Source organism: Leptospira paudalimensis (genome assembly GCF_026151345.1).
GTDB classification, from domain to species: domain Bacteria; phylum Spirochaetota; class Leptospiria; order Leptospirales; family Leptospiraceae; genus Leptospira_A; species Leptospira_A paudalimensis.
Genome location: NZ_JAMQPR010000001.1, coordinates 3,624,906 through 3,648,503, shown reverse-complemented (window position 1 = coordinate 3,648,503; position 23,598 = coordinate 3,624,906). Strand labels below are relative to the sequence as shown.

14 protein-coding genes are annotated in these 23,598 nt (G+C 35.3%); 3 read left to right on the top strand and 11 right to left on the bottom strand.

Translation table 11 applies throughout. The annotated features are described in order from the left end of the window. Positions 1–32 precede the first annotated feature (32 nt). Complete coding sequence (locus tag ND855_RS16910) at positions 33–1,469, top strand: M20/M25/M40 family metallo-hydrolase (RefSeq protein WP_265359295.1); 1,437 nt, start codon at positions 33–35, stop codon at positions 1,467–1,469. 108 nt (positions 1,470–1,577) lie between these two features. Here ND855_RS16910 and ND855_RS16905 read toward each other — a convergent pair whose 3' ends face one another. Next, on the bottom strand, positions 1,578–2,072 hold the full coding sequence (locus ND855_RS16905; protein WP_407658728.1) for an ankyrin repeat domain-containing protein: 495 nt from the start codon (positions 2,070–2,072) through the stop codon (positions 1,578–1,580). Positions 2,073–2,096: 24 nt separating this feature from the next. Here ND855_RS16905 and ND855_RS16900 point away from each other — a divergent pair, with 24 nt between their 5' ends. After that, positions 2,097–2,924 (top strand): prohibitin family protein, encoded by an 828-nt coding sequence (locus ND855_RS16900; RefSeq protein ID WP_265359293.1) that lies wholly within the window; start codon positions 2,097–2,099, stop codon positions 2,922–2,924. Positions 2,925–3,105: 181 nt separating this feature from the next. On the opposite strand, the gene ND855_RS16895 is transcribed toward ND855_RS16900, so the two are convergent. From ND855_RS16895 to ND855_RS16865, 7 genes are all read right to left on the bottom strand, one after another. Beyond that, positions 3,106–6,807 (bottom strand): hypothetical protein, encoded by a 3,702-nt coding sequence (locus tag ND855_RS16895; RefSeq protein ID WP_265359292.1) that lies wholly within the window; start codon positions 6,805–6,807, stop codon positions 3,106–3,108. A 1,930-nt stretch (positions 6,808–8,737) separates the two neighbouring features. Continuing rightward, entirely contained in the window at positions 8,738–11,722 is a 2,985-nt protein-coding gene (locus ND855_RS16890; protein ID WP_265359428.1) for a TonB-dependent receptor, read from the bottom strand. Between the two features lie 105 nt (positions 11,723–11,827). Beyond that, complete coding sequence (locus tag ND855_RS16885) at positions 11,828–12,406, bottom strand: hypothetical protein (RefSeq protein ID WP_265359291.1); 579 nt, start codon at positions 12,404–12,406, stop codon at positions 11,828–11,830. Between the two features lie 59 nt (positions 12,407–12,465). After that, the gene (locus ND855_RS16880) at positions 12,466–13,770 is read right to left on the bottom strand and encodes a hypothetical protein (RefSeq protein ID WP_265359290.1); all 1,305 of its coding nucleotides are present in this window, start codon (positions 13,768–13,770) and stop codon (positions 12,466–12,468) included. Between the two features lie 162 nt (positions 13,771–13,932). Further along, positions 13,933–14,190, bottom strand: coding sequence for a hypothetical protein (locus tag ND855_RS16875; RefSeq protein WP_265359289.1), 258 nt, complete (start codon positions 14,188–14,190; stop codon positions 13,933–13,935). A gap of 42 nt (positions 14,191–14,232) precedes the next feature. Beyond that, positions 14,233–15,255: an endolytic transglycosylase MltG gene (mltG, locus tag ND855_RS16870; RefSeq protein WP_265359288.1), complete on the bottom strand. Its 1,023-nt coding sequence runs from the start codon at positions 15,253–15,255 to the stop codon at positions 14,233–14,235. 45 nt (positions 15,256–15,300) lie between these two features. Then, positions 15,301–16,383 carry a UDP-N-acetylmuramate dehydrogenase gene (locus ND855_RS16865; RefSeq protein WP_265359287.1) on the bottom strand — a complete coding sequence of 361 codons (1,083 nt, stop codon included), beginning with the start codon at positions 16,381–16,383 and terminating at the stop codon, positions 15,301–15,303. A gap of 50 nt (positions 16,384–16,433) precedes the next feature. Between ND855_RS16865 and ND855_RS16860 the strand changes: the two genes are divergently transcribed. After that, the gene (locus tag ND855_RS16860; protein WP_265359286.1) at positions 16,434–16,793 is read left to right on the top strand and encodes a Spx/MgsR family RNA polymerase-binding regulatory protein; all 360 of its coding nucleotides are present in this window, start codon (positions 16,434–16,436) and stop codon (positions 16,791–16,793) included. A gap of 137 nt (positions 16,794–16,930) precedes the next feature. Here ND855_RS16860 and ND855_RS16855 read toward each other — a convergent pair whose 3' ends face one another. Genes ND855_RS16855 through ND855_RS16845 form a run of 3 tightly spaced genes read right to left on the bottom strand, consistent with a single transcriptional unit; the run spans position 16,931 to position 23,596 of the window. Continuing rightward, the gene (locus ND855_RS16855; protein ID WP_265359285.1) at positions 16,931–17,812 is read right to left on the bottom strand and encodes a transglutaminase family protein; all 882 of its coding nucleotides are present in this window, start codon (positions 17,810–17,812) and stop codon (positions 16,931–16,933) included. After that, positions 17,805–20,339 (bottom strand): circularly permuted type 2 ATP-grasp protein, encoded by a 2,535-nt coding sequence (locus ND855_RS16850; RefSeq protein WP_265359284.1) that lies wholly within the window; start codon positions 20,337–20,339, stop codon positions 17,805–17,807. The genes ND855_RS16855 and ND855_RS16850 overlap by 8 nt, the downstream gene beginning before the upstream one ends. Next, complete coding sequence (locus ND855_RS16845) at positions 20,339–23,596, bottom strand: transglutaminase family protein (RefSeq protein ID WP_265359283.1); 3,258 nt, start codon at positions 23,594–23,596, stop codon at positions 20,339–20,341. Before ND855_RS16845 ends, ND855_RS16850 begins: the two co-directional genes overlap by 1 nt. Positions 23,597–23,598 lie beyond the last annotated feature (2 nt).

Here is a 23,598-nt window from a genome sequence, read left to right as displayed (position 1 = left end):
CTCTTTTTTCTCACAACGTTTAGGAGAATCGAATGAAAGCAATTATTTGGGTATGGATTTTTTTAATTTCTATCTTACAATGTTCCTTTGGACAAAAGGTTCAGTATGCCGAACTAAAAAAATCATATCCAATGGTGAATTGGGAAAGTCGTCGTAAAGAAGCAGTTCAATACCTTTCAGATATTCTAAAAATCCCATCAGTACGTGGGAACGAAATCCAAGTTACAAAATACATTCAATCGATTCTCAAAAAAGAAGGGATTAGCTCTCGTTTGATTTATGATCCCAAATTTCCAAATCGCCCTAACTTAGTTGCAGAACTTCCAGCAACTGTTCCAAATCCGGAACCTGGGATTATCCTCGCCAACCATTTAGATACAGTTGAATTTGATGTGAAAGAATGGAAAGTAAATCCTCTTTCAGGCAGTGTACGAGATGGCAGAGTTTGGGGTCGCGGTGCCATCGATATGAAAGGGATGGCAGTAATGGAACTTGTTGCCTTTTTGGAATTAAAACGTTCAGGAATCCCTCGTACTAGAAAAACCATGTATTTAGCGTTAGCTGACGAGGAATCTGGATCTGTCCTTGGAGGAAAATATATGACAACTGAACAAAAAAAGATTTTTGAAGGTTATGAATATGCAATCAATGAGGGTGGGGTTGCTACAAGAGACATTGTGATTCCAGGCTCAACAATTTTTAACATTCAATATGCAGAAAAAGGAAATATATGGTTAAGAGCAAAAATCACTGGTAAAAGTGGACATGGTTCCTCTCCACCTACCCAATACCCTGCATTATCATTGATGCAATTTTTTAATGAAATCCGAGAATTAGATTCAGACATACGTATAACGGAAGAAACTGATGCTTTTTTCTATCAATTGGGAACAATCAGTACCTTTCCAAAATCTTTTTTCTTAAAAAATGCTCGAAATCCACTGATCAAACCTCTATTACATTCAACGATTAAAAGCAATCGCCATCTAACAGCGATGACTACGAATACAAAATCAATTACAGGTTTTCGCACTAGTGAAGGTGAAGGAGGAGAGAATGTGATTGCAGGCGAAGCAATTGGCAGATTGGATATTCGAACTTTACCCGGTGTTGACATTGAGGAATTTGCAAAAAAAGTTAAGAGCATTGCAACTAAATACAATGCCGAAATTACTTTCACTGACATCAATCCAACCGATATTTCTCCTATACAAACTAAATTTTTTAGTACCCTTTCAGCAGTATCTGTAAATAAATTTCCAAATAGTACAGTGACTCCGTTTTTATCTCCTGGAAAAACAGACAATTCTTACTTAAGAAAAATTGGAATCAAGGCTTATGGTCTAATCCCAGCAGTATTAAAAGCGGAAGACATTGATGGAATGCATGGGAAAAACGAGAACATTAGCATTGAGAATCTGGAATTGGGGACTAAAATTTTATTTGAAACACTGGTTGAGATGAATTAATAAAGAAACGAGATAAATCTTAAAACTATACAATTCTTATGAATATAACAAGAGAGTTGTATAGTCTTCTTTATTTCCTGGAAGAATATGGATTAAATGTGTATAAAATTATTTTAAACTTTCCAAATACTTCAAAATGCCCTCTTCTCCACGTTCTTCTGCTAGTTCTAAAATACTAACTCCGCCTACTGTTTTTGCCTTTGTCTCAGCTCCCGCTTTTACTAAAAGTTTAACAAGGTCCAAGTTACCACGGAACACGGCTCGGTAAAGAGCTGTTTCACCCATTGTATTGCGAAGGTTTACGTTTGCTCCTTTTTGGATGAAAAACTTTGCCAACTCCATATCTTCTTCATCGACAGCTTTGATGAGCGAAGAATTTCCAAGTGAATCTTTTGCATTAATGGAAACCCCTTGGGCTAATAAAGATCTGACTTCTTCTAAATTCCCTTTTTCAACCGCATGGAAGAGACGTAATTCCAGACTAGGAGGATTTTTAATGACAGTTTCATCCTCCACACACCCATTCCCAACCACAGCGATTAGAAAAATTATGAGAAATGGAAAGATATTTTTGAAAATTCGGCTCGATAAGATTTGGAACATCTGTTTTAGTCTAATAGTTTAACTATGAAACGTCGATCCATTTTTCTGCTAAGTTTCCAGTTCGTTCCTGTTTTGTTAATTGGGATGATATTCATCTCTTGTATTTCGATCATCAACCCAGGTGAGGTGGGGCTGATGTGGAGGCCTTATAGCTCCGGTCTCAGTCAAAAACCTTTGGAGTCTCGTGTACAAACATATATGCCTTGGAACAGTGTCTACGTTTACTCAATCCAATGGAGCAGTTACCAAGAAAAGGTAGAGGTATTGACTCGTGACGATTTGACAATCACTGTGACTGCCAATATCATCATACGACCCATTCAAAATGAAATTTATGAATTGGAAATGGAAATAGGCAGAGACTATTACGACAAGGTAGTCAAACCCCAATTCAGAACTGCAATTCGAAATATACTCTCAGCTTATAACATGGTATCGATATCGAAAGAGACTCCCAATGTTTCCGCGCAGATTAAAAAATCTTTAACCGAAAAATTGAAATTTAAACATGTCGAAATTGATGATGTGATCATTGATGATGTTGAATACAGTCCTTCAATTTTAAAAGCGATCGAAAGCAAACTCACAAAACAACAAGAACAAGAGCAGATGAAGTTTGAAATCAACATTGCCAAACGTGATGCTGAAATCCAACAAATCTCAGCTGATGGTAAAGCCAAAGCAGTGTTAATTGAAGCAGAAGCTCAGGCCAAAGCACAAAAGATGATATCTGATTCATTAACTCCAAAATACATCCAACTCAAAGCAATGGAAAATCCGAATAACAAATTGATATTTGTACCGAACGGGAAAGATGGATTGCCTATTATTGTGAATACAGAAGGGAAATAGAGAGAAATGGATCGGATCCAAACCCCGCTTATGCGGGGTTTGGTGAATTGGATTTGTTTTTAAAATCGATAACTAGCAGACATTGAAAACGAAACCCCTTCTCTATAAGAACGAAAGAGTTTTTCTTCGTTTAACAATTCATCTTTTACATAGATTTTAAACCTTTGGTCTGTAACGTTTTTTAAATTGGAGTTCTTACGACCTTACCCCATCTCCAATAATGATCCTGCTTAATTTTAATTCGATTTGTAAGTATTCTAAGACGATTTGATTCATCTCTAAAATAACTACAGTTTTGCTTACCATTAAACCAACCAGTCTGTCTATATGTACGTTCATGACAATTGATCAAAGGCAATCCCCCAACATAGATATCATTCGGACCAGGAACTATCGTATCGCATTCATAGTAAACTAAATCACATTCTAAGTTAGTAAATACAATTGGCTTTTTTTCAACAATTGCACCTGCAACACTTGTTCCTGCTATTACATCTTCTGTATAAAAGAATTCATCTTCATTGTTAAGATTACTTCCCATTGGCAACAAGCCCTGGTAGTTTATGCTAATTCTATTTGGTTTAATTTCGAGAGTAGAAGACTTTGTCTGGGAAGTACCTTCGCAAATTCCAGGATGATCTGTTAATGTATACTTTAATCCAAAATCTTGTCTTGCAGAAATAGACCAATTCATAGTTTTTCTGGAACCAATGGTACCTTGCAGAAAATGAGTTATGTCTGCATTTTGAGGTATCCTAATCAATGTTTCAAGATAGTTAGATGTTTGCTTTTGACAGCTTACTCTGGCAGGATCATTGACTGTAAAATCAATGCTTATATTACGATTTGAATTATAATAGCTAGACACATTTTCTAGAACATTTGCAGGACTAAAAAATATTGCTGAGGCAGAGACGCCAGCTATATCTCCATAAGGATATTGAAAACCTTTTTCAAGTCCTTTATAAAGACCAACTTTGCTTCGTAGTGTTAAACGAACATCTATAGGTGCATTATTTTGATCTATGGAATGAGTGAAATTTGGATAAAGTAAATCTGACTGAGTAGAAACTTTTATTAAATTATCTGTTGAATACAAATCGATAATGCGAGTTGTATTATTGGATAATAATACCAAATTTCCAGTTGATTCTAATTCCATATTGTAAGAGACATTGATTGGAATTCTTTTTAGTTCTGTTAGAGCACCGTCTACTTGATTTATTGAAAACTTACCCAACCAACTGCTGTCGGTTTGATCCGAAAACTTAGCAATTAAGAACTTTCCATCTTTTGATATTCGATATTGAAATAATTGTTTTACATCTGGAAGTTGAATCGAACGATCTCGATATAATATTCCAGTTGTTTCATTCATCCGAAAAACATCAAAGGAACCTTCGCCGTCACCGTTTGTAAAATACCCAAATTTTCCAGAATAATGGAACTCTAATCTACCGACATAACTTGATAAGCTTACAGAATTTGGAACAATTGATGCATTATTTTGTAGATCTAAAGTTTGAATATAGCCGTATTCTCCTTTCAATACATAAACATATCTTCCATTGGGATTTAAATATAAATAATCGATATTCTTTTGAGATAGTCCGGTGCTTCGAAGGAACGTAATGGAACCATTTGATGGATTGATTGAATAGATTCTAACCATATCATTTATCGTTCCATCAAATCCTAAAGTCACTAGCGTATTTCCATCCAACGAAAATTTTGCATTTCTAATAAGCGGAGCAGTGACTGTAGCTATACTTTGTATTTCACCAGTTTCCATATCAATTCTATAAGTAGAGATTCTTGATGCATTAATTGTATAATCATATTCAGAAGCGACTAAGAACTTACCACTAGGATGTATATCATTGATAAATTGATAACCAAGAAGAGAGGATGCTTTCAAAAATTGAAACTTAGTTGAATTTTTATCAAACTTATAGTACTCAATTTTTCGAGTATCATAATTATATCCCAAGTAATATTCCAGAAATTTAACTTTTGTTAATTCAATTTGAATTGGCGGATTTAAATTGCTGATATTGCCCGCTGCATCACGTGCCCAAAAATAAAAATTATGTATTCCAATCTGATTTAACACTACAGAATTGGGAATTTGAGAAACCCATCTAGAATCATTGTGTGAAGGAATTGATGAAGATTCTGAGATCAAATATTTTACTACAGTATCGTTATCAGAAACTTTCACATCAAAAAACGCAATTGGATATTCAGTCTTTGATCCTGAGACAAGCTGAAATTGAGTTACAACAGGTGGAGATATGTCAGCGTTTGTCGGATCAGTATTTCCAATTACTTCAGAGTAATCATCGATACCGTCTCCGTCAGTATCATATTTAGTTTTATCGGTTAGGAGACCTGTTGGATAAAAATGATTTGGGTCTTCTTCATATAAGTCGCTCAAACCATCTCCATCCGAATCATTTGAAGTTTTTACTGATAAGGTCGTTCCATTAGATAATAATCCATTCGTATCATATGAAAAAACAGTATAAAAATAATTTGTATTTGGATCTAATCCAGAATCAATATACCCTTCTCGTGTGATTTCGCTACCACTTACTGGCATTCCATCTGAAATACTAGAAACAGGAAAATTTTTTTTCCTCCTAATTACTAGATTTTGAATTTTTGATGGATCAACGTAACTCCAAAAAAGTGTAACCTTGTTACTTCCAGGGACACCACGTAAATTAGCCACATCATCAGGTATCATTGCACTTGATGATAAGCAAGAAGATTGATCATCTTCTGGGGGTTTAGGTTTTATCACTACCCAATAATTTGTATTAACGGAAGAATTAGCTGGTAAACCCATTCTGTTTCCATGCAAACGTACTACTTCGTTCTTATTAAAAGATTTCAAATAAACCTTATAAAATCCCACCGCATCTGTTGTGGTTACTTTTTTACCAGTATTTACCCAACCATCACTCAGGAACCAGCTCGCATCTTGAGATCCTCTAGAGTCATACATAACAAAAACATCAAGATTCGTTTCCGCTGTGAAAGTTATATAATCTAAATTGGCGTTCAGTTTATGATCTTCAAAATTTCCACAAAAGTCTGAGCCTGTCTGTGGAGTTCCTCCGTTGCAAGTTGCTATTCCTAGGGATTTGTTTAAGCCTAATTCATAGAAGTCACCGTTTGATGTAATTGTATAATTTCTATCTTTGTAATATTTAAAATTTAATCCAAAAGTTGTCCAATGAGCATTTCCATTGCCTGAAATTGGCATAGCGCTATTGAGACAAGTAGGTGGCTTTGCCACTCCCGTTCCAACAGGTGTTGGCACTGCAGTTAAAACAAAAGGAGTAAAATGGTTTGTTTTTGCATAAACCTTTTGATTCTCTTTATCTACAATGATATCGCTTAACGGATACCATTCGTTTTCCAATTTGTCATAATAATAAACAATAAATTCATCAATAAATCCTGCTTCATTTAATTTATCTATATTATAATTATAGGTTAAAGTAACTGGTTCAGGAAGTTGGACAGAAGCAATTTTCGACATTTCAAAATTTGGATCATTTTCTAAGTTTAGCTTCAATTCTATATCAAATATATTGCCGACAGGAATCGCAGTATCATTTATATTATTTGGTAATTCTACCTTCGATTCAGTGATCTTAATAACATCAGGAGCGTTTGCATAAATTGAACCCGGTGCAAATGTAACTGTCGGAGGAGGAGTTATTACAACTGGATCTGGATAATTAGAGCTATCTGAATTTAAGCCAATCGCCCCAAAGAGCAAATAAATTGCCTTGTTAAAACTTTCTTTAGGTTTTAGAAATTGAGAGCAACTAACACTAAATAGTAATAGAAAAATTAATTGTCTTTTCATTTAATTCAATCCGCATTTGAGAGATTAACAAAAAATGATCGAATTTTCGCGAGAGGCAAATCTTTATTTTTGTCGCAAATTACATTATCATTACATTTGAATGACAAAAGGTTCTTCTTTCAATGAAGCACTTGAATAAATATACTTTATTTGTTATATTAAATTGCGTGAAAGGAAGTCCAACATTCCCACCCTTTTGTTCTAGCCGAATTGATTGCATCACAATAATGAGTATTATCATAGTAAGCCAGATTCATAGCACCGTCACCGACTGTTTTCAATTTTCCTGACACTTACACTGTTTCAGTCGTCGAAGTCAAGTCTAGGGCAGTAAAATTCAAATTCATTAGTGCGATTGTTTTACCTGCAGTATTACCTCCAAGAGTGGTACCACCATCACATGCTACTTGTCCAAAAGTAATTGTGATGTCGCCAACTCTGGTTAATGTTTCATGTCATACTTCAATATTACAGCTAACTGCTGCAGTTGTTCCAAAAACCACAGAGTGACTAATGGATCTAAATTAAATTGCTGCACCAGAATATCTCACAAACCGACTTGGTCCTATGTTTGTTCCTAATGTCGCCACCGCGTTTCTATTGAAAGCAACACAAATAAGATTCGCAAATTAAAAGGCAGTACAATTTCATCTTTATCAAAGTCCTTTAAATAAACTTTACAGCTTCCAACGGCATCCGTAGTCTAAATCGAGAAATCAGTATCGAGCCAACCTTCATTTGCCAGCACAAGTTAATCAATTGGTCCCTATAAAATATATAAGAAAAATTGAATTTTTATCGGTTCTTTAAAATGTAAGTAATTAGTCCAGTGAAGATTATGTGATCTACAAAGAAACCACAATCATCTAATCCTCAACTCGCACCACCATTAGATGTTGCTATTACCAATTCCCGAGATAGGAGCTTCGGAACCAATAGAAGCAGGGAGCTTCATAACTCCTGTTTCAAATGCCAAGGGCAATGCAATTTTACAATTGTTGAGATGTGATTTGTAACTGCTGTAACCTCTTTTTTCGTATCAACCCTAACACCTTGGAATGGAAATCATGTCTTTTCAGTAGAATCAAAATAATAGACCATAAATTCCTCAATGAATCCAGAATCACGCAACACGACAGAATTATAGGTATACTTAAACTCAACAGGTACATTGAATTTGATCAGAGAATAGGATTTCCTGAGGCAAACCCTGGACTTTTAACCAATCCAAACTTATATCATAAATTTTCCCTACTAAGACATAATTATCTTAAACTGGTCGTGGTAAGTCTTGCACTGAAGGATTTACAACAAATGAAAAATTTTGTTCACCAACAGAAGTAGATGCATTAATTGAAGGAGGGTCGAAACAGTGACAGTTTGAGAGAATTATTTCGGTAATTATTAATTAGAATTTTTGACTAAAGCTTACTCCTTGATTAGGCAGTAAACTACATCCCAAATGCATACAAAAGTACCAACGGGAAATTCTTTTCTTTTTATACGTAACAAGCTTATTATTTCCAAATCATTAATATCAAATGAGTTTAATCGTTTATTAAACTCTTCCGAAAAATGAAACTGATTTATATCAATTTCACCGATTGTTGTTAAGAGAATGGATATTTGGCATTTAAAGATCATTTAATTTTTGTTAAATTAAACAATTTTGAGTTATTATGTAAGTATTAAATGGTTTAAATCTGTAACAGAAATAGAACAAAATAGACCAGAAGAAAAAGAAAAGTATGATAGCTATGTTTTTATATCAATTTATGTTTCCGGATTCAAAATTTAAGAATCAATTTATGAAAAAGATAAATAAAGAATTTTTGTTCAGATTATTATTAATCAACTATATTTTTGAATATTTAAAGAATTAAGTGAAGAGAAAAAAGTAACCATCAATGGCGATGGTTACTTTTAAAATTTAGAAAAATTTATATGTTGCCATAACCGAAAACGTTACACCCATTCTATAAGCATAAAATAGTTCATCTTCACCAGTTACTTGATTAGTTTGATATACTCTAAATCTAGTATCCATTATATTTTTCGCTGCTGCTTTAAAATCTAACCTATCATCACTTTTAAAAGTATAAACGATATCAGTGATACCAACACCTTTTTCGATTGCATCCGGTGTTCCGTTTGCTCCGACTGCATAAATGCGATCACCAAAAAAGTTATAATATAACCCGATGATTTGATTTCTATTTTTGGTTATAAAATAATCAAACTTTAGATTATAAACGTATTCCGACTGACCTTGTAACGGACGTGAAATATTTGTAGGATCATATGCAGCACTTCTATTTAAAGAATCTACAAGTCCAGATTTTATAAATATTAAATCTTCCCAAGGTAATACTTGAACGTGGGATTTGATAAAAAATAAATTGGTTTCAAATCTAATTTTATCAAAAAATTCTTTTCTAAAATCGATTTCAACTCCTCGGATCTGTGCATTTTTTGCATTCGTATAAGTAAAGTTTGCTGAGATACTTCCTGCAACTGGCTGACCAATCATCTCAATAGGATTTGACATTTCTTTAAAGAAACCACCCACTCCAATGAAATCAGTATTATTAATATAATATTCATATCTCACATCGTAATTGTGGATATAAGTTCTTCTTAAATTAGGGTTACCGAATATCCTGTCTGCTCCAAAGTATGGAGTAAATCCGAAAGGAGATAATTCTCTAAGATCGGGCCTAGTCACGGTTTGTGTAAAACCCATTCTTAAATTCATGTCTTTGTGAAAGTCCCATACAAAGTTCATGGAAGGTAATGTATCTCTTTTTCTGAGCTCTCCAATACCATTGTTAGTTTGGGTACAAACATTCGATCTTACTAAGGCAACTCGAACATCTTCGTTATCTACAGTGCAACCATAGTCAAGATTTGACAAAGAACTGCTATCACGTGTTCTAAATGTTCTTACCTTCTGATATGAATCTTCCATTCTCACACCACCAACAAATCGAAATTTGTTAAATAGTGGCATATCAAATTGTGTAAATGATGCTTGTAACTTTTGCATTGCATCAAAAGCATTTGGTTCAATTTGACGTTCTGCGAAAGTTTTATTTGCTAATGAATTAGAAGTAGAAGAAATATAATCTGTCGGTATAAATGTTATTTCTCCAGGAACTGGCCAATAATCATTCGGGTAACGAATACCTACGTTACTTTTACTTCCGTATTCTTTGAAGGTAAAATCTTTGTATCTTTCAAGAGCCATACCACCAAATTTAAAATCAGACTTCAGTCCATTCCACTGTTCAAAAGGAATTGTATACTTCAAATTGGCTTGTCTCACGATATCGCGAGATTCTGAATAAAACCTAGTTCCATCAGGATTGTTTAGTAATCTAAAATAAGGATCAGTTAATGTTGAGTTTTGTGATTTTCTCCAAACTTGTTGAGTTAAATTTGGTTCATCCCGATTCGCTTGAGCATAAGCCAAATTCCATTCAAGTTTGTGTGGCCTAGCCATTGATCCAAATTGTAACGCATGGTCACCTCCAAGAACAGTGTTAAAAAGTGCTCTAGAAGTAAAGGTGTTTGTATTTGAAATAAAGTCAAAGTTATCTATATTGTTTACACCTTTTGCTTCCCTTACGTTTGTATCTGAAACAACGGTATACAAAGTCTTAAGATAAATTTGTTGTCCTTTGGTAAATTCGTACGCTAAATTTAAATTTGTTCCAAAGTTGGTTTCTTTATTATAAATTTTTGTTTCTTGTTGTTGAATAGGATTGAGGAAAGTTGTTTCCCTTGATCTTATACCACCAGCAAAACTTGGAACATATCGTGTGGATTTTTCTTCGCGGTATCTATATTCTTCACTCTTAGTAATACCAAAGAAGATTCCTAATCTTTGTCCAGACTCAGTCGTTTGAATTGTATTCCCTACTGAAAAATTGAAATTTTTATCATAAGGCCCTTTTTTTTCATCTGGAGTCCATTGTTGGTTAAATGATGCAGCAGTAATGTTGACTAAATTTTGTGGTAATCCGCCAAAACGATTCCCTGGTTCGAATACAAATTCATTTGGAAGTTTTTCAACTAAATCAGGACGTTTCATCGAGGTGTTTGGACGACCAAAAAAATCACCCGCATCAAACGTTTTGAATTGATAACCGGTAGTATTCATATTCCTTGCAACACCAAGTCCTAAAGACATCGTAAGTTTATCCGGATATTCTTGTGTTTCAATTTTAACTAATCCACCTGAGAATTCGGCAGGGTCTTCTGGTGCAAATGTTTTCATAACGCGAATGTTTTTGATCATATTCGCAGGAAATAAATCTAAAGGAACAACACGTTTATCAGGTTCAGTTGAAGGTATTAATACTTCATTCAAAAGTGTATTGGAATATCGTTCTCCAAGTCCGCGAACAAAAACATACTTTCCGCCGATTAATGTAATACCCGTTACACGTTTCACTACATCTCCAGCACTCGCATCTGGACTCTTTTTAATGGCTTCTTGGGAGATACCATCTGAAACGGTTCCTGTTTTTCTTTGCAGTGCTAACAATGCAGATTCTGTATTATTTTGAGCTCTATCCTTTACTTCAATTGTTTCAAGAACTTGTGCACCGAATGTAACGTTTACATTCTGAGATTTTCCAGAAACTATGGTTATCGTCCTTTTTTGAGGACCATAACCATACATTTGATATTCGACATCATAAGTGCCAGGCGGTAAATCTAATGAGTATCTACCATCAAAGTCGGTTTTTGCAAATTTCTTTTCGGACCTAACAACAATTGTGGCACCGAAAACCGCTTCTCCATTTTCTGAATCGATGATGGTTCCCTTTACGGACCCAACTGATTGAGCTGTAATGGTGTTTGTAATAAACATTACAACAATGATGATAAATTGCGCTATTTTCTTCATAAATGTATCTCTGGTGCCAGCTTTCATACGAACTGGCAGCCGTAAATTACATCGAAATAGATCGCGTTACATTCGTTTTAAAATTATGTTACAACTTTGTAATAATTAGGGAGCAACTACTGCTACTTTAAACTTCCCATTTTGTTCGATTAGAGATTTAATTTGATTAATTTCGATCGCAGAACCTTTCTTTACCATTTCAATTCTACCAATTTTATGGATTAATAAATTTCCATATTGCTTTGAACCTTTCCAAACAATTTTGATATTTTTGAGATTTGATGTTTCTAAATTAGATTCCATTAATCTTTGGATTCCGAGTGATTCTAAACGATCGAAAGTCTGACGATAATCTTCTAGTGGAGTTACATCGAGTGATGTATTTTCTCCATAGATATTTGGAAAAAATACAAATTCTTTTTCAAAATCGTTTAATAATGATTTATACTGTGCTTTACGCTGCTTAGAATTCACCAATTCCTTCAAAAATTCAGACACAGACTCTTCCTTGGATTTAAATCCAGAAATGGAATGATTTTCAAGTTTCCTTTTAATCAATTCCTCTCTTGATTTTTTGAGTTTTTCTTGAATTTCCGGTGATGATTCGATTTTAGCAGAAGGTTTATCTTTGCAACTAACAAATATTATTGAAATAAAAATGATGAATAATTTAAAAGGTTTCATAAAAAAAAGCTCCAGTATTACTACTGGAGCTTACGTTTGATAACAGTTTCAAGCAAAAATTATCTTGATCGGTATACTGTCCAACCATCCCACCATTTTCCTTGTGCAACTGGACCGCCACCTAATGTTGCGTATGCTGCTGTTGATGTAAAATCAGGTTTTGTTCCACCTATTCCACAATCAGCAATATTCCCTGCATCTACAATTGGAATTGAAGTAAGTTCTGCAGAAGCTGTTAATGCCACACATTGTGAACCTAATGTTACAGCTTTTCCGGATTGTACTTTGAGATTTGCGTTGGATCCTGTTGGATTTGTATTTCCTGCTGATCCAGCATTGTTGATACAATTGATATTCGTTGCAAGGTATCCGTATACTAATCCATTTGTAAATGTTCCTCTCATACCTTCTCTAAATCGCATTCCCTCACCAGCTGTGATTGATTGACCTAAAGTGGTAAAATTGGATACGTTTGGATTTGTTAATCCAGTTCCACCAGAACCGTTTGTATCACTTCCATCCATTTCAAATCCATGCGGATCTGTAGAAACTGTTCCACCGCATGAGTTTGGATATTTTACACCGATAATGTAGGATAGACTTCCGCTAAATCCTTCATCCATATCGAAGTCATCATCCATACCACCAGTTACTAGTAAATATTGTCCACCTACGTTTCCTCCCCACCATTCAAATCCATCATCTAATCCTCTATGGATTTGAACATGGTCGTATGAACTAGTAGAAGATTTTACTGCATAACTAGAAACACCATTTAGTTCGTTTCCAGGTGCAACTTCGTTTCCAACAAATTCAACGATCACATAGGAAAGGTTGATAATCCCATCTTGTGTTCCTGGATAAGTTTTAGGAGTTGTTCCTTCAGTCGTAGATGTTCTAGTTGAAGTACCATTTCCTACAACGACAATACCACCCCAATCTCCAGGAGCTCTTTGACCGACAGAGTTTGCAGAAGTAAAACAAATAGGCTGTGCAGCTGTTCCTTGTGCAGTGAGTCTACCATTCTCATAAATAAAAAGAGAAGATCCTCTTTCTGCAAAAATTACTGTCTTTGGTAAGATTGTAATGGAACCACCACCAGTTACGTTAACCGTTCCGCGTAATAATGCAGATCCACTTACGGTTACAGCACCATTGATATTTCCTTCCAATACTTGTGTAGGATTTGGTACGCCAACTCCATCACATAAATCAGAACCAGCAACACTAGCCGAACTTGCAATGGCTAATAAACCCAATAAGGTCGACGAGTCTTCACTTTTCTTTCCTGGGCAATTGATCATCGTGAATCCCATCATCGCGATGAAAAGAAGCACCATGCTTTTTTTGAATGAATTTTTCATTTTGTTCCTCTTTCGAAAAAATTCGAATTTGTTTTGCTAGCGGGTCTTCCCGGAAAGGGATTCGCAAAAATTCTCCCTCTAGCAATAGAAACTATGTTCTTTATTTGTTACAGAGGGATGACAAGCTGGTGAAGGTTTGGTAAAGGTTTCATGAAAGAATGATTAAGTATGGAGACGGTTTAAAATTTTTACAAGATTACTTTTGATTCTACGAATTTGGTCGGGAGTTAATTGTAGTTCGCCAGATTCTGCTTTTTCGATCACACGTTCGGCTTTGGTGATAAAAACAATTGCTTCTTCATCTATGGCTTCTTTTCGTAATTGTTTTTCACGGTAGGCATCCAAAGCCTTTTGTACATCCAAAAGTTCTTTGGAAATTCCTCCGATCGCGATATTCAATTCGACAATGTTTTCATCCATAATGAATCTAATGAGTTAGCATTTTTATAATACTATTTGAATCTATTGATACAAAACATCGATGAATTTTTTCTTAGCTTCCAAATGTTCTTTAAAGGTCGCAGAAAAATAATGTGATCCATCTGGTTTTAATAAGAAAAACAATTTATCAGATTTCATTGGTCGAAAAGATGCTTCGAGTGCGGGTAAACCTGGGTTAGAAATTGGACCTGGGGGCCAACCGCCATTCATATATGTATTGTATGGTGATACTATTTTCAAATCAGACTCAAAAAGTCTCTTTTTTGGTTTATCGAATAAGTACTGTATGGTGGCACATGATTCTAAATTGATGTTTTTTTCAATTCTGGTGAGAAATACTCCAGCCATCATAGGCCTTTCTTCTTTTCTCACTGCTTCTCTTTCCACTATCGAAGCAAGTACAACTCTAAAATGTAGATCTGCGGGTTTGATTCCTTTTGCTTCAGGGATGGTCTCCAATTTTTTATAAAACCGTTTGATCATCATTTCAGTGATACGTTCAAGAGGATAATTTAATGGCACTGAATATGTTTCAGGAAATAAATAACCTTCTAAAGTTTTAGCAGGAATATTGTATTTTGTAAGTAATGCTTGGCTTTGAGTTACTTTTAAAAATTCTTCTCGTGATGGAGCTAGTTTTTTTGTAACCAAGAGATCACCTATCTGGCGATTGTTATATCCTTCAGGAACAGTGAATGTGATGAGTTTAACTTTTCCGGAAATGATGACATCTAAAATCTTACGAGAGCTCATTCCATCATTGATGTCATAAACTCCTTGTTTGATTTTGTTTCCAGCTCTTGTAAATTTGATGAGATAATTAAAGTATACACTAGATTTAATCATTCCAGCACTCGCTAATTCTCTTACAACACTGGAAGAAGGTTCACCGGAATCAATGATGAGTTCGTATTTGTTTTGACCGTCTCCAACAGCTCCGCCCTTGATTTCATCCACGACAAAAAAACTGATGAGTGCCAAAACTAAGAGTAAAGCAGCACCTAATCCTGAAAGTATCAGGTATTTTTTAACTTTTGAGTTCATTCCTTCCCCATCCTTCTGCAACTATCGACAATTACCAAATCTTTTTTAGGGTCTTACGACTGGTTCCCTCTCCAAATGGATGGAAAAAGTTTCAAACACACGTTTTTGGATCGATTCCGCCATGGACAATAATGCGTTTGCGGTTCCATTGATATTGATTAGACCCAAACAATGGTTCGTGGAGATACCCACTCCGCCTGGAAAAATATCACCTTTTTTGATTCCAGAATGTTCAATGAGCCATGCTGCCGAAAGTTTTTTGGTTCCGTTTGATTCATGATACATTGGGGGATCAGTGTATCCTAATTTGCTAGCTTTGATTAAAAATTTTTGAATCTCTGAATCTGCTAAGATTGGGTTTGTGAAAAAAGAACCAGCTGAACGCGTGTTAGGATCATTTTCATCTAGCACCATGGATTTTTTCTTCCTCAATCCTATAATCAAATTTCTTAGAGATTCTAATTGTGTAGTACGTAAATTTTCATCCAATTTGTGTTCTTTACTTTCAGAGAGTAGAATTTCCCATTGTTTTTTTACCTCTGGATAAAGGATACAAGGTTCTTTTTGTTTTGATAATTGAAACGTAACAGAACATACAATCCAATTTCGAAACATTCCAGATTTGAATTCGCTATTACGATAGGTAAAATTACAGTCTTCATTAGAGATTGTTATTTCATTTCCAGCTTCATCTAAACATTGAATCGAAATGATTGTATCTTTTACTTCTTGGCCGTATGCCCCAATATTTTGAATGGGTGAAGCTCCAACAGATCCTGGGATTCCAGATAAGCATTCATTTCCAGTTAATCCTTGTTTGACGACATATTCAACAAATTGGTCCCAAATGACCCCAGCTCCTACTTCATAAATCACAGATGATTCATTTGCTTCTAAACATCTAATTCCAGGAATTTGTATTTGTAAAACAACTCCATCAAATCCAGAATCTCGAATGATTGTATTTGATCCACCTCCTAGTATCATGTACGGGAGTTTTTGATTTCGGCAATAGAGTAATGCGTCTTTAACATCTTGTTTTGTTTTGATCGATATAAAATACTTTGCCTCACCACCTAATCGAAATGTTGTATAGGGAGCGAGAGGGATATCATTTTGGACCAACATAGTTCCAATAAAAAGTTTCCTCAAAAATAGTAAGTAAGAAAATCGGTTCTATGGGTCGATCCAAACTGAAAGTTTACGAATATTCTGGCTGTATTACGTGCAGAAATGCACTCAAATACTTAAATTCCAAAAAAATCGAATTTGAACAAATTCCTATTCGAGAAACTCCGCCTTCAGTTACTGAATTAAAGAAAGCAAAACAATACTTAGGTGATATTAAAAAACTTTTTAATACCTCTGGCAAAGATTACCGTGAAGGAAATTGGAAAGAAAAATTGGGGAAACTTAGCGAAGACCAAATTTATAAAGAACTATCCTCAAATGGAAATTTAGTCAAAAGACCATTTGTTGTTGGAGACGGATGGTATTTGGTAGGCTTTAAGGAAGGGGAATGGGGGGAACAGCTTTAGGTAAGTTGCGAGAAATTGGTATCCCCGCCCTGATTAGGGTGGGGAACTAGACCCGCCACCCAATACGTCCTCTCTATCATATACTATCGATTCAAACAAACCGATTCTCGTTCCTACGAATTATTCTTTTAAAAAGTTCATATTTGCTCACGGATCACATCAACTTCAACTTTCAGTTTATGTTTACCACCGCCGAACAGAATCCCTTTTAAAGGGGAAACATCTGAATAATCTCGACCAATTGCTGTAATGATATATTCCTCAGTAATCAATTTTCCATTCGTAGGATCAAAATCCAACCAACCGAGCGTTGGGCAATACACGGATACCCAAGCATGGGTTGCATCACTACCTTGCAATTTTTGCGTTCCTGGAGGAGGAAACGTTTCTAAATAACCACTAACATAACGGCACGGAATTTTTAACGAACGTAAGGTGGCAATCATTAAGTGAGAAAAATCCTGACAAACACCTTTTTTTTCTATTAACACTTGCTCTAATGGAGTATTTATATTAGTTGCTTTAGGATCATATTTAAAATTTTCAAAAATATATCTCGTTAGTTCAAGAGCACCAACATAAACAGGTTTGTTTTCACTAAATAAAAACTTTGCAAACTCTGCATATGCTGATTTCGAAGATACATAAGGGGAAGGTTGAAGGAATTCAATTGCTTGTAGGTCGGCATCAAACGTTGATTCATGGATGATTTCATAAATACTTTCCCAAGGAGTAGATTTTGATAAATCAAAATCAAAACTTTGATGTGTTCTTACAGTTGATTCAACTACTACTTCTAAAAAGCGATGTGGGTCCTCAACCGAAAATAAAAACACTTGGTTTCCAAAATAATCCCTTCTAAAAGAAGACACAACTGGTTTTGGATTTACTGTCACGTGAGTTCTGTAACAATCCTGATGGTTTGTGGTTAGCGGATACATATGTGCCATGTTATGACAATAAGCTACTAAATCATCATAACTGTATTTTGTTTTATGAATCACTCTAAAATCAGCCATTTGTATCACCAATTCTAGTTTGTTCTTCTGTGTAATTGAAATAACGTGAAGAAAGTGCATCTGATAAAAGTCTTAAATACCCATGTAACTCTTCTAACCATACAGATACTGCCGTTAATGGAGTTTCTGCTTCAAAGAAAATGGCAATATCTTTCATTTTGAAATGAGTATACAATTGCAATGCTGCTCTATCTTCCGAATAAACAATTTTTTTATCTTTGCCTGGTAAAAATTGTAAATCTCCATTGATCTGTTCCAATTGGTAAGCTAATGACCTTGGATTGGTTGTATCAAACAGTAATATGTCTAGGACAGATTCTTGGTCAATTTTTCCGGAATACCTTCGGTTGTATGTGAGGCGTATATCACTGATTCTTAAGAATGTCTCAAAGGAAGATTTGTCTTCAAAACTTTTCCATTGGATCATACCTTGCAACATAAGAATCATGTTAATTGATCGTTCAATTCTTCGACCTAAGTTTAAGAAGAACCATCCTGCTTCACGACTCATATTTTCAAATGATAAACCAGTAAGTGAAGATAAGTTAACAATAATTTTTTGGAGGAAATCAATGATTTGATCATATGATTCAATATTATGAGTAGATTGGTCTTCCAAATGAAGAAGGATTTTCTTCATATCATCAGATAAACGATCTCTTACTGATTTTGAAGCGATCACCAAACTCCTTAAGTGAAAACCTAAACTACCAACAATATTTTTATCAACTGTCAATCGTTGTAACTCTGGAAATGGATTTGCAAAAAGATCTCCAGAATCATCTCCCAAAAAGCCTGGATAACTATTTGTAACATGTGTTACCAATTTCAAAATATTCTCTAAAGATTCTTTTTCATATCCATCTTCAACCTGAAGGATTTTGAAAACTGCTTCTCGTATCACTCTAGTTTGATTTTCCGATCTTTCTAGATAACGAGCTAACCAAAATAAATTGTCTGCAACTCGGCTTGGAACACCTGAACTTTTTCGAGAGATTAAAATTTGGTCCGATTTTGGTACAAGCAACGATTCTTCTTTCTGAGTTTCAGTAGACAAGACCCACAAATCTTTGCTCCAAGCACCACGTTGGCTTGTAATAAAAAATTCATCGAGAGAAGGAGAAACTCGAACAAGACCTCCCGCCATAGTTTGATAACCAGATCCAGAAGAAGATACAAATGTTCTCATAATGGCACGGCCAGGACGAAATCCATTTTCACCTAACACTGGAACTGTGGCTGATTCAATCATTTCTTGAGCAATAAATCTTTTTGGAGCATGTTTTAGTTTTTCTAAGAAACTATCTTTTCTTTCACCGCTGAGTTCAACAAAGGTAACAGGAGTTTCTTCATCAGTTCTTGATACTGTTTTAAAAACATATTTCTCTGGGTTTTGTAAAACCAATTGAAATTGATCTTTATTACCCAACCAATAGGTTGGTGCCATAGGAAGTAATAAATCCTCACCTAAGTAAAATCTACATAACTCAGAATAAAACGGTAATAATGCACGATTTTCTAAAAATCCTGTTCCAATAGGATTTGCAATTTTTACATTTCCGGAACGTACCGATTCTAATAAACCAGGTACTCCTAATAAAGAATCTCCTCTTAGTTCCAAAGGGTCCATAAAATCATCATCTACTCTGCGTAAAATCAAATCTACCTGTTGTAACCCTTCAACTGTCTTCATGTACACTTTATTCTTTCGAACAGTTAAATCCTCACCTTGTACAAGAGTGTAACCTAAATATCCGGCGAGATAAGCATGTTCAAAATAAGTTTCATTGGATGGACCAGGAGTTAACAAAACTATTACGGGTTCTCTTCCACTAACACCCGATAATTGAGTAAGAGATTTGCGAAGGGATCGAAAGTAAACAGCCACACGATGAACCATCGCATCTCGATACATACTTGGAAAAATTCGAGAAAGAACAATTCTATTTTCTAATGAATACCCTGAACCTGATGGAGCTTGTACTCTGTCATTTAATACGTAAAAATTTCCGTCAGCTGCCCGGATCAAATCGCAAACAAAAAATAATAATGCAGGGTTTTTTGCTAAAAAATGATTCGAATCATACATTCCATCACAAGCTCGCAAGAAAGATGACTCGTTGAATAATATTTCTGGTGGTATTTTTTTCTCGTATAACAATCTTCTTTTGGAATATACATCACGTACTAGCGCATCCAAAAGATCTGCTCTTTGGTTTAATCCTCTTTCTAATATTCTCCACTCTTCACTTTCCATCACCAATGGAAATAAATCGAGTTCCCAAGGTCTTTCTTTCGCTTCAATTTGTTCTGACTGATAGAGATTATAGGTAACTCCATTTTCTCTTAAGATTCGATCAGTATCACGCCTACGATTGATTAATTCTGCAGGACCTAACTCTTGGAAAGATTTGACTAAGAATTTATATTTGTTTCGAATTTGACCATCTGCATCATACAATTCGTCATACACACCAGGTATGGTTTTATAATTGTCAATTAGATGATAGGGATCTTTTGTCATCATTACTTAGAAGTAACCATACGTAAATCTAAGGTACAAGGAAAGGCTTTATTCTCTAAGCGAACCGGTGGCAAACTTTTTCCTATTTTATGACCGTGAGTCCAAAATCGAGAAATCCTTCTGGATTCCGCTTCATAAGCATTAATTGGAATTGTTTGGTAAGATAAACCCCCAGGGTGTGAAACATGGTAAGTACAACCTCCGAGCGAGCGATGATTCCAAGTATCGTAAACATCGAATACCAATGATTGTTGTGATGGCAATTGCGGATGTAAAGTAAAAACAGGATTCCAAGCTTTAAAACGAACACCTGCAACAAACTCATTTTGAACCGAAGTCGCCTGCAATGGAACTTCAAAACCATTACAGCTGAGTTTGTAACGTTCAGGATGAAATCCTTTTATTTTTACTTGTACTCGTTCAGTAGCTGAATCAACACCACGAGATGTTCCTTGGGAAGTATTCTCCTCACCTAACACATTCCATGGTTCAAGAGCCATTCTCAATTCAATTTCCATTCCATCTAAATAGCAGATTCCATATTGAGGAAATCGAAATTCAAAAAATGGATCAAAATCTTTTGATAAAAATGAAAAACCTTGGTTTTGTAAATCAAAGATAACTTCTTTAAAATCCTTATAAACAAAGTATGGTAACATATAACGATCATGTAGTTCTGTGTTCCAATTGATTGGATTTCCATAGTATGGTTCTTCCCAAAACTTACAAATGATTGCCATCATAAATGCTTGTTGGACTACACTCATTTGAAAATGAGGTGGCATTTCAAATGCTCTCATTTCAATCAATCCAAGACGGCCGGTTGGAGATCCTGGATCGAATAATTTATCTATCGATATCTCTGTTCTATGTGTATTACCTGTTACATCGATCAATATATTCCTTAATAGTCGATCCAATAACCAAGGAGGTGTTGTTTTGCTCGAATCAATTTGTTGAAACGCAATCTTTAATTCATGGAGTGAATCATTCCGTGCTTCGTCAACTCTTGGGGATTGTGAGGTTGGTCCAATGAATAATCCAGAAAATAAATACGAAAGCCCTGGATGATTCTGCCAATATGAGACAATACTTCTAAGCAAAGAAGGTTTTCTCAAAAATGGACTGTCACTCGAAGTTTCACCACCTAACGTGATATGATTTCCACCACCTGTCCCGGAATGCCTTCCATCAATTAAAAATTTTTCAGCAGTCAGTCTTAACTGATAAGCTTCTTCATACAGAATTTTTGTTTTTTCTACAATTTCTTCAAACTGACTCGAGGGATGAAAATTAACTTCAATCACACCTGGATCGGGAGTGATCTTAAATCGATTTAACCTTGGATCATTAGGTGCTTCGTATCCTTCGATCACAATTGGTAAATCTGTCTCTAAAGCAGTTTGTTCAATAGCATAGATCAGATGTAACCAACCTTCTAAGGATTGGATTGGAGGTAAAAATACTCTTAAATTACCATTCCTAGGCTCCACACACAATGCTGTGCGAGTATGAACACCACCCCATGAATAACTTACGTTAGCCATAGATAGAGGATATTGGCTTAATTCTTTTACCTTTGGAAGAGCTGATTTTGGAGAAAATGGATCCTCAGGATTCGTATAATACGATTTACCACCTAATGATTGTAATGGTAACCGTAATCCAATTGGTGAATCTCCCGGAATTAAGAACATCTTTTTCCTGCGAAATTTCCATTCATCTGATATCCATACCTTCTGGAATGCATCAAAATCCAAAGGTAAAACATATCCTACTTCTTTATGAAGGCCTTGGTCTAAAACTCTTATAATCCGTTCTCTTTCCAAAACATCATAAGAATTTAAACCATCTAACAAAGATTCCGTTTCTTCAGGCAAATTCGATTCTTGCCATAGATAATATAAATTATCTTCATAAGCAGGTAAAACGGAACCAGAAGATACATTTAGATATTTGATTAAACTTGAAATAAATTTTCTAGCATCATCAGTGTTTGCCGATCCAGTGTAACGATCATCGGCAAGTAAATGAGGGTTTCTCCATAAAGGTTCCTTGTCCTTTCGCCAATAGGAAATCATTGCCCATCTTGGAATTGGTTCCCCTGGATACCACTTGCCTTGTCCATATTGTAGTAATCCACCCTCTGCAAAATGTTTTCCCAATCGTTTGATGAGTTGTTCCGATTTGGAATATTTTTCAAAGCCAAGAGCATCAAAATTCCACTCTGGGGCTTCTCTGTTTTCCGTCGAAACAAAAGTAGGTTCGCCACCAATTGTTAATCGGATGTCATTCTTTTTGATTCGTTTATTAATTGAATCACCTAACTTAAGAATACGATTCCAATCTTCTTCCAAATAAGGTAATGTGACTCTAGGAGTTTCCAATACACGTTCCACGTGCATTGAAAATGAAAATTCCATTTTTGCTTTTTCAGCAAATCCATAAATGGGACCTGCTGATTCAGGTTCTGGAGTAGCTGCAAGTGGAATATGCCCTTCTCCCGTGAATAAACCTGATGTAGGATCAAGTCCCACCCAACCTGCTCCAGGTAAGTATACTTCTGCCCACGCATGAAGGTCAGTAAAATCAACCTCTGTACCCGAAGGACCATCTAGCGATTTTACATCTGCCTTTAATTGGATGAGATAACCCGAAACAAAACGAGAAGCAAGTCCAAGATGTCTTAATATTTGTACGAGTAAATATGCAGAGTCACGGCATGAACCCATTCGTTTAGAAAGAGTTACTTCAGTTGATTGAACTCCAGGTTCCATTCGTATCACATAACCGATGTCATTGTAAACTTTTGCATTCAGTGCCACAAGAAATTCAACGACTCTTATTTTGTCTATTTTGATCGACTTCAGGTAAGATGATAAAAGTTTTCCTGGTTTTTTTGGTTTGAGATATGGGGTGAGTTCTTTTTTAAGAATCTTATCGTAAGAAAATGGAAAATTTTCTGCATATTCTTCGACAAAAAAATCAAATGGATTGATTACCTTTAAATCGGTTACCAAATCTACAGCCACTTGCAAAATATTGGTTTTTTCTGGAAACACCAAACGGGCTAGGTAGTTACCAAATGGATCCTGTTGCCAATTCAAGAATTTCTGTTCGGGTAAAATATTTAGAGAATAAGAAACTATATGATTCTTTGTATGTGGCGCAGGTCGTAAACGAATCACGTGTGGAGATAGTGAAATCGATTTATCATACTGGTATGTTGTGATATGGGTTAATGCAACTCGTATACTCATAA

Excerpts from the sequence above, each read along its gene's own strand:
- ND855_RS16910 (WP_265359295.1), top strand. The coding sequence starts at position 33 with ATGAAAGCAATTATTTGGGTATGGATTTTTTTAATTTCTATCTTACAA.
- ND855_RS16905 (WP_407658728.1), bottom strand. The coding sequence starts at position 2,072 with ATGTTCCAAATCTTATCGAGCCGAATTTTCAAAAATATCTTTCCATTT.
- ND855_RS16900 (WP_265359293.1), top strand. The coding sequence starts at position 2,097 with ATGAAACGTCGATCCATTTTTCTGCTAAGTTTCCAGTTCGTTCCTGTT.
- ND855_RS16895 (WP_265359292.1), bottom strand. The coding sequence starts at position 6,807 with ATGAAAAGACAATTAATTTTTCTATTACTATTTAGTGTTAGTTGCTCT.
- ND855_RS16890 (WP_265359428.1), bottom strand. The coding sequence starts at position 11,722 with ATGAAGAAAATAGCGCAATTTATCATCATTGTTGTAATGTTTATTACA.
- ND855_RS16885 (WP_265359291.1), bottom strand. The coding sequence starts at position 12,406 with ATGAAACCTTTTAAATTATTCATCATTTTTATTTCAATAATATTTGTT.
- ND855_RS16880 (WP_265359290.1), bottom strand. The coding sequence starts at position 13,770 with ATGAAAAATTCATTCAAAAAAAGCATGGTGCTTCTTTTCATCGCGATG.
- ND855_RS16875 (WP_265359289.1), bottom strand. The coding sequence starts at position 14,190 with ATGGATGAAAACATTGTCGAATTGAATATCGCGATCGGAGGAATTTCC.
- mltG (WP_265359288.1), bottom strand. The coding sequence starts at position 15,255 with ATGAACTCAAAAGTTAAAAAATACCTGATACTTTCAGGATTAGGTGCT.
- ND855_RS16865 (WP_265359287.1), bottom strand. The coding sequence starts at position 16,383 with ATGTTGGTCCAAAATGATATCCCTCTCGCTCCCTATACAACATTTCGA.
- ND855_RS16860 (WP_265359286.1), top strand. The coding sequence starts at position 16,434 with ATGGGTCGATCCAAACTGAAAGTTTACGAATATTCTGGCTGTATTACG.
- ND855_RS16855 (WP_265359285.1), bottom strand. The coding sequence starts at position 17,812 with ATGGCTGATTTTAGAGTGATTCATAAAACAAAATACAGTTATGATGAT.
- ND855_RS16850 (WP_265359284.1), bottom strand. The coding sequence starts at position 20,339 with ATGATGACAAAAGATCCCTATCATCTAATTGACAATTATAAAACCATA.
- ND855_RS16845 (WP_265359283.1), bottom strand. The coding sequence starts at position 23,596 with ATGAGTATACGAGTTGCATTAACCCATATCACAACATACCAGTATGAT.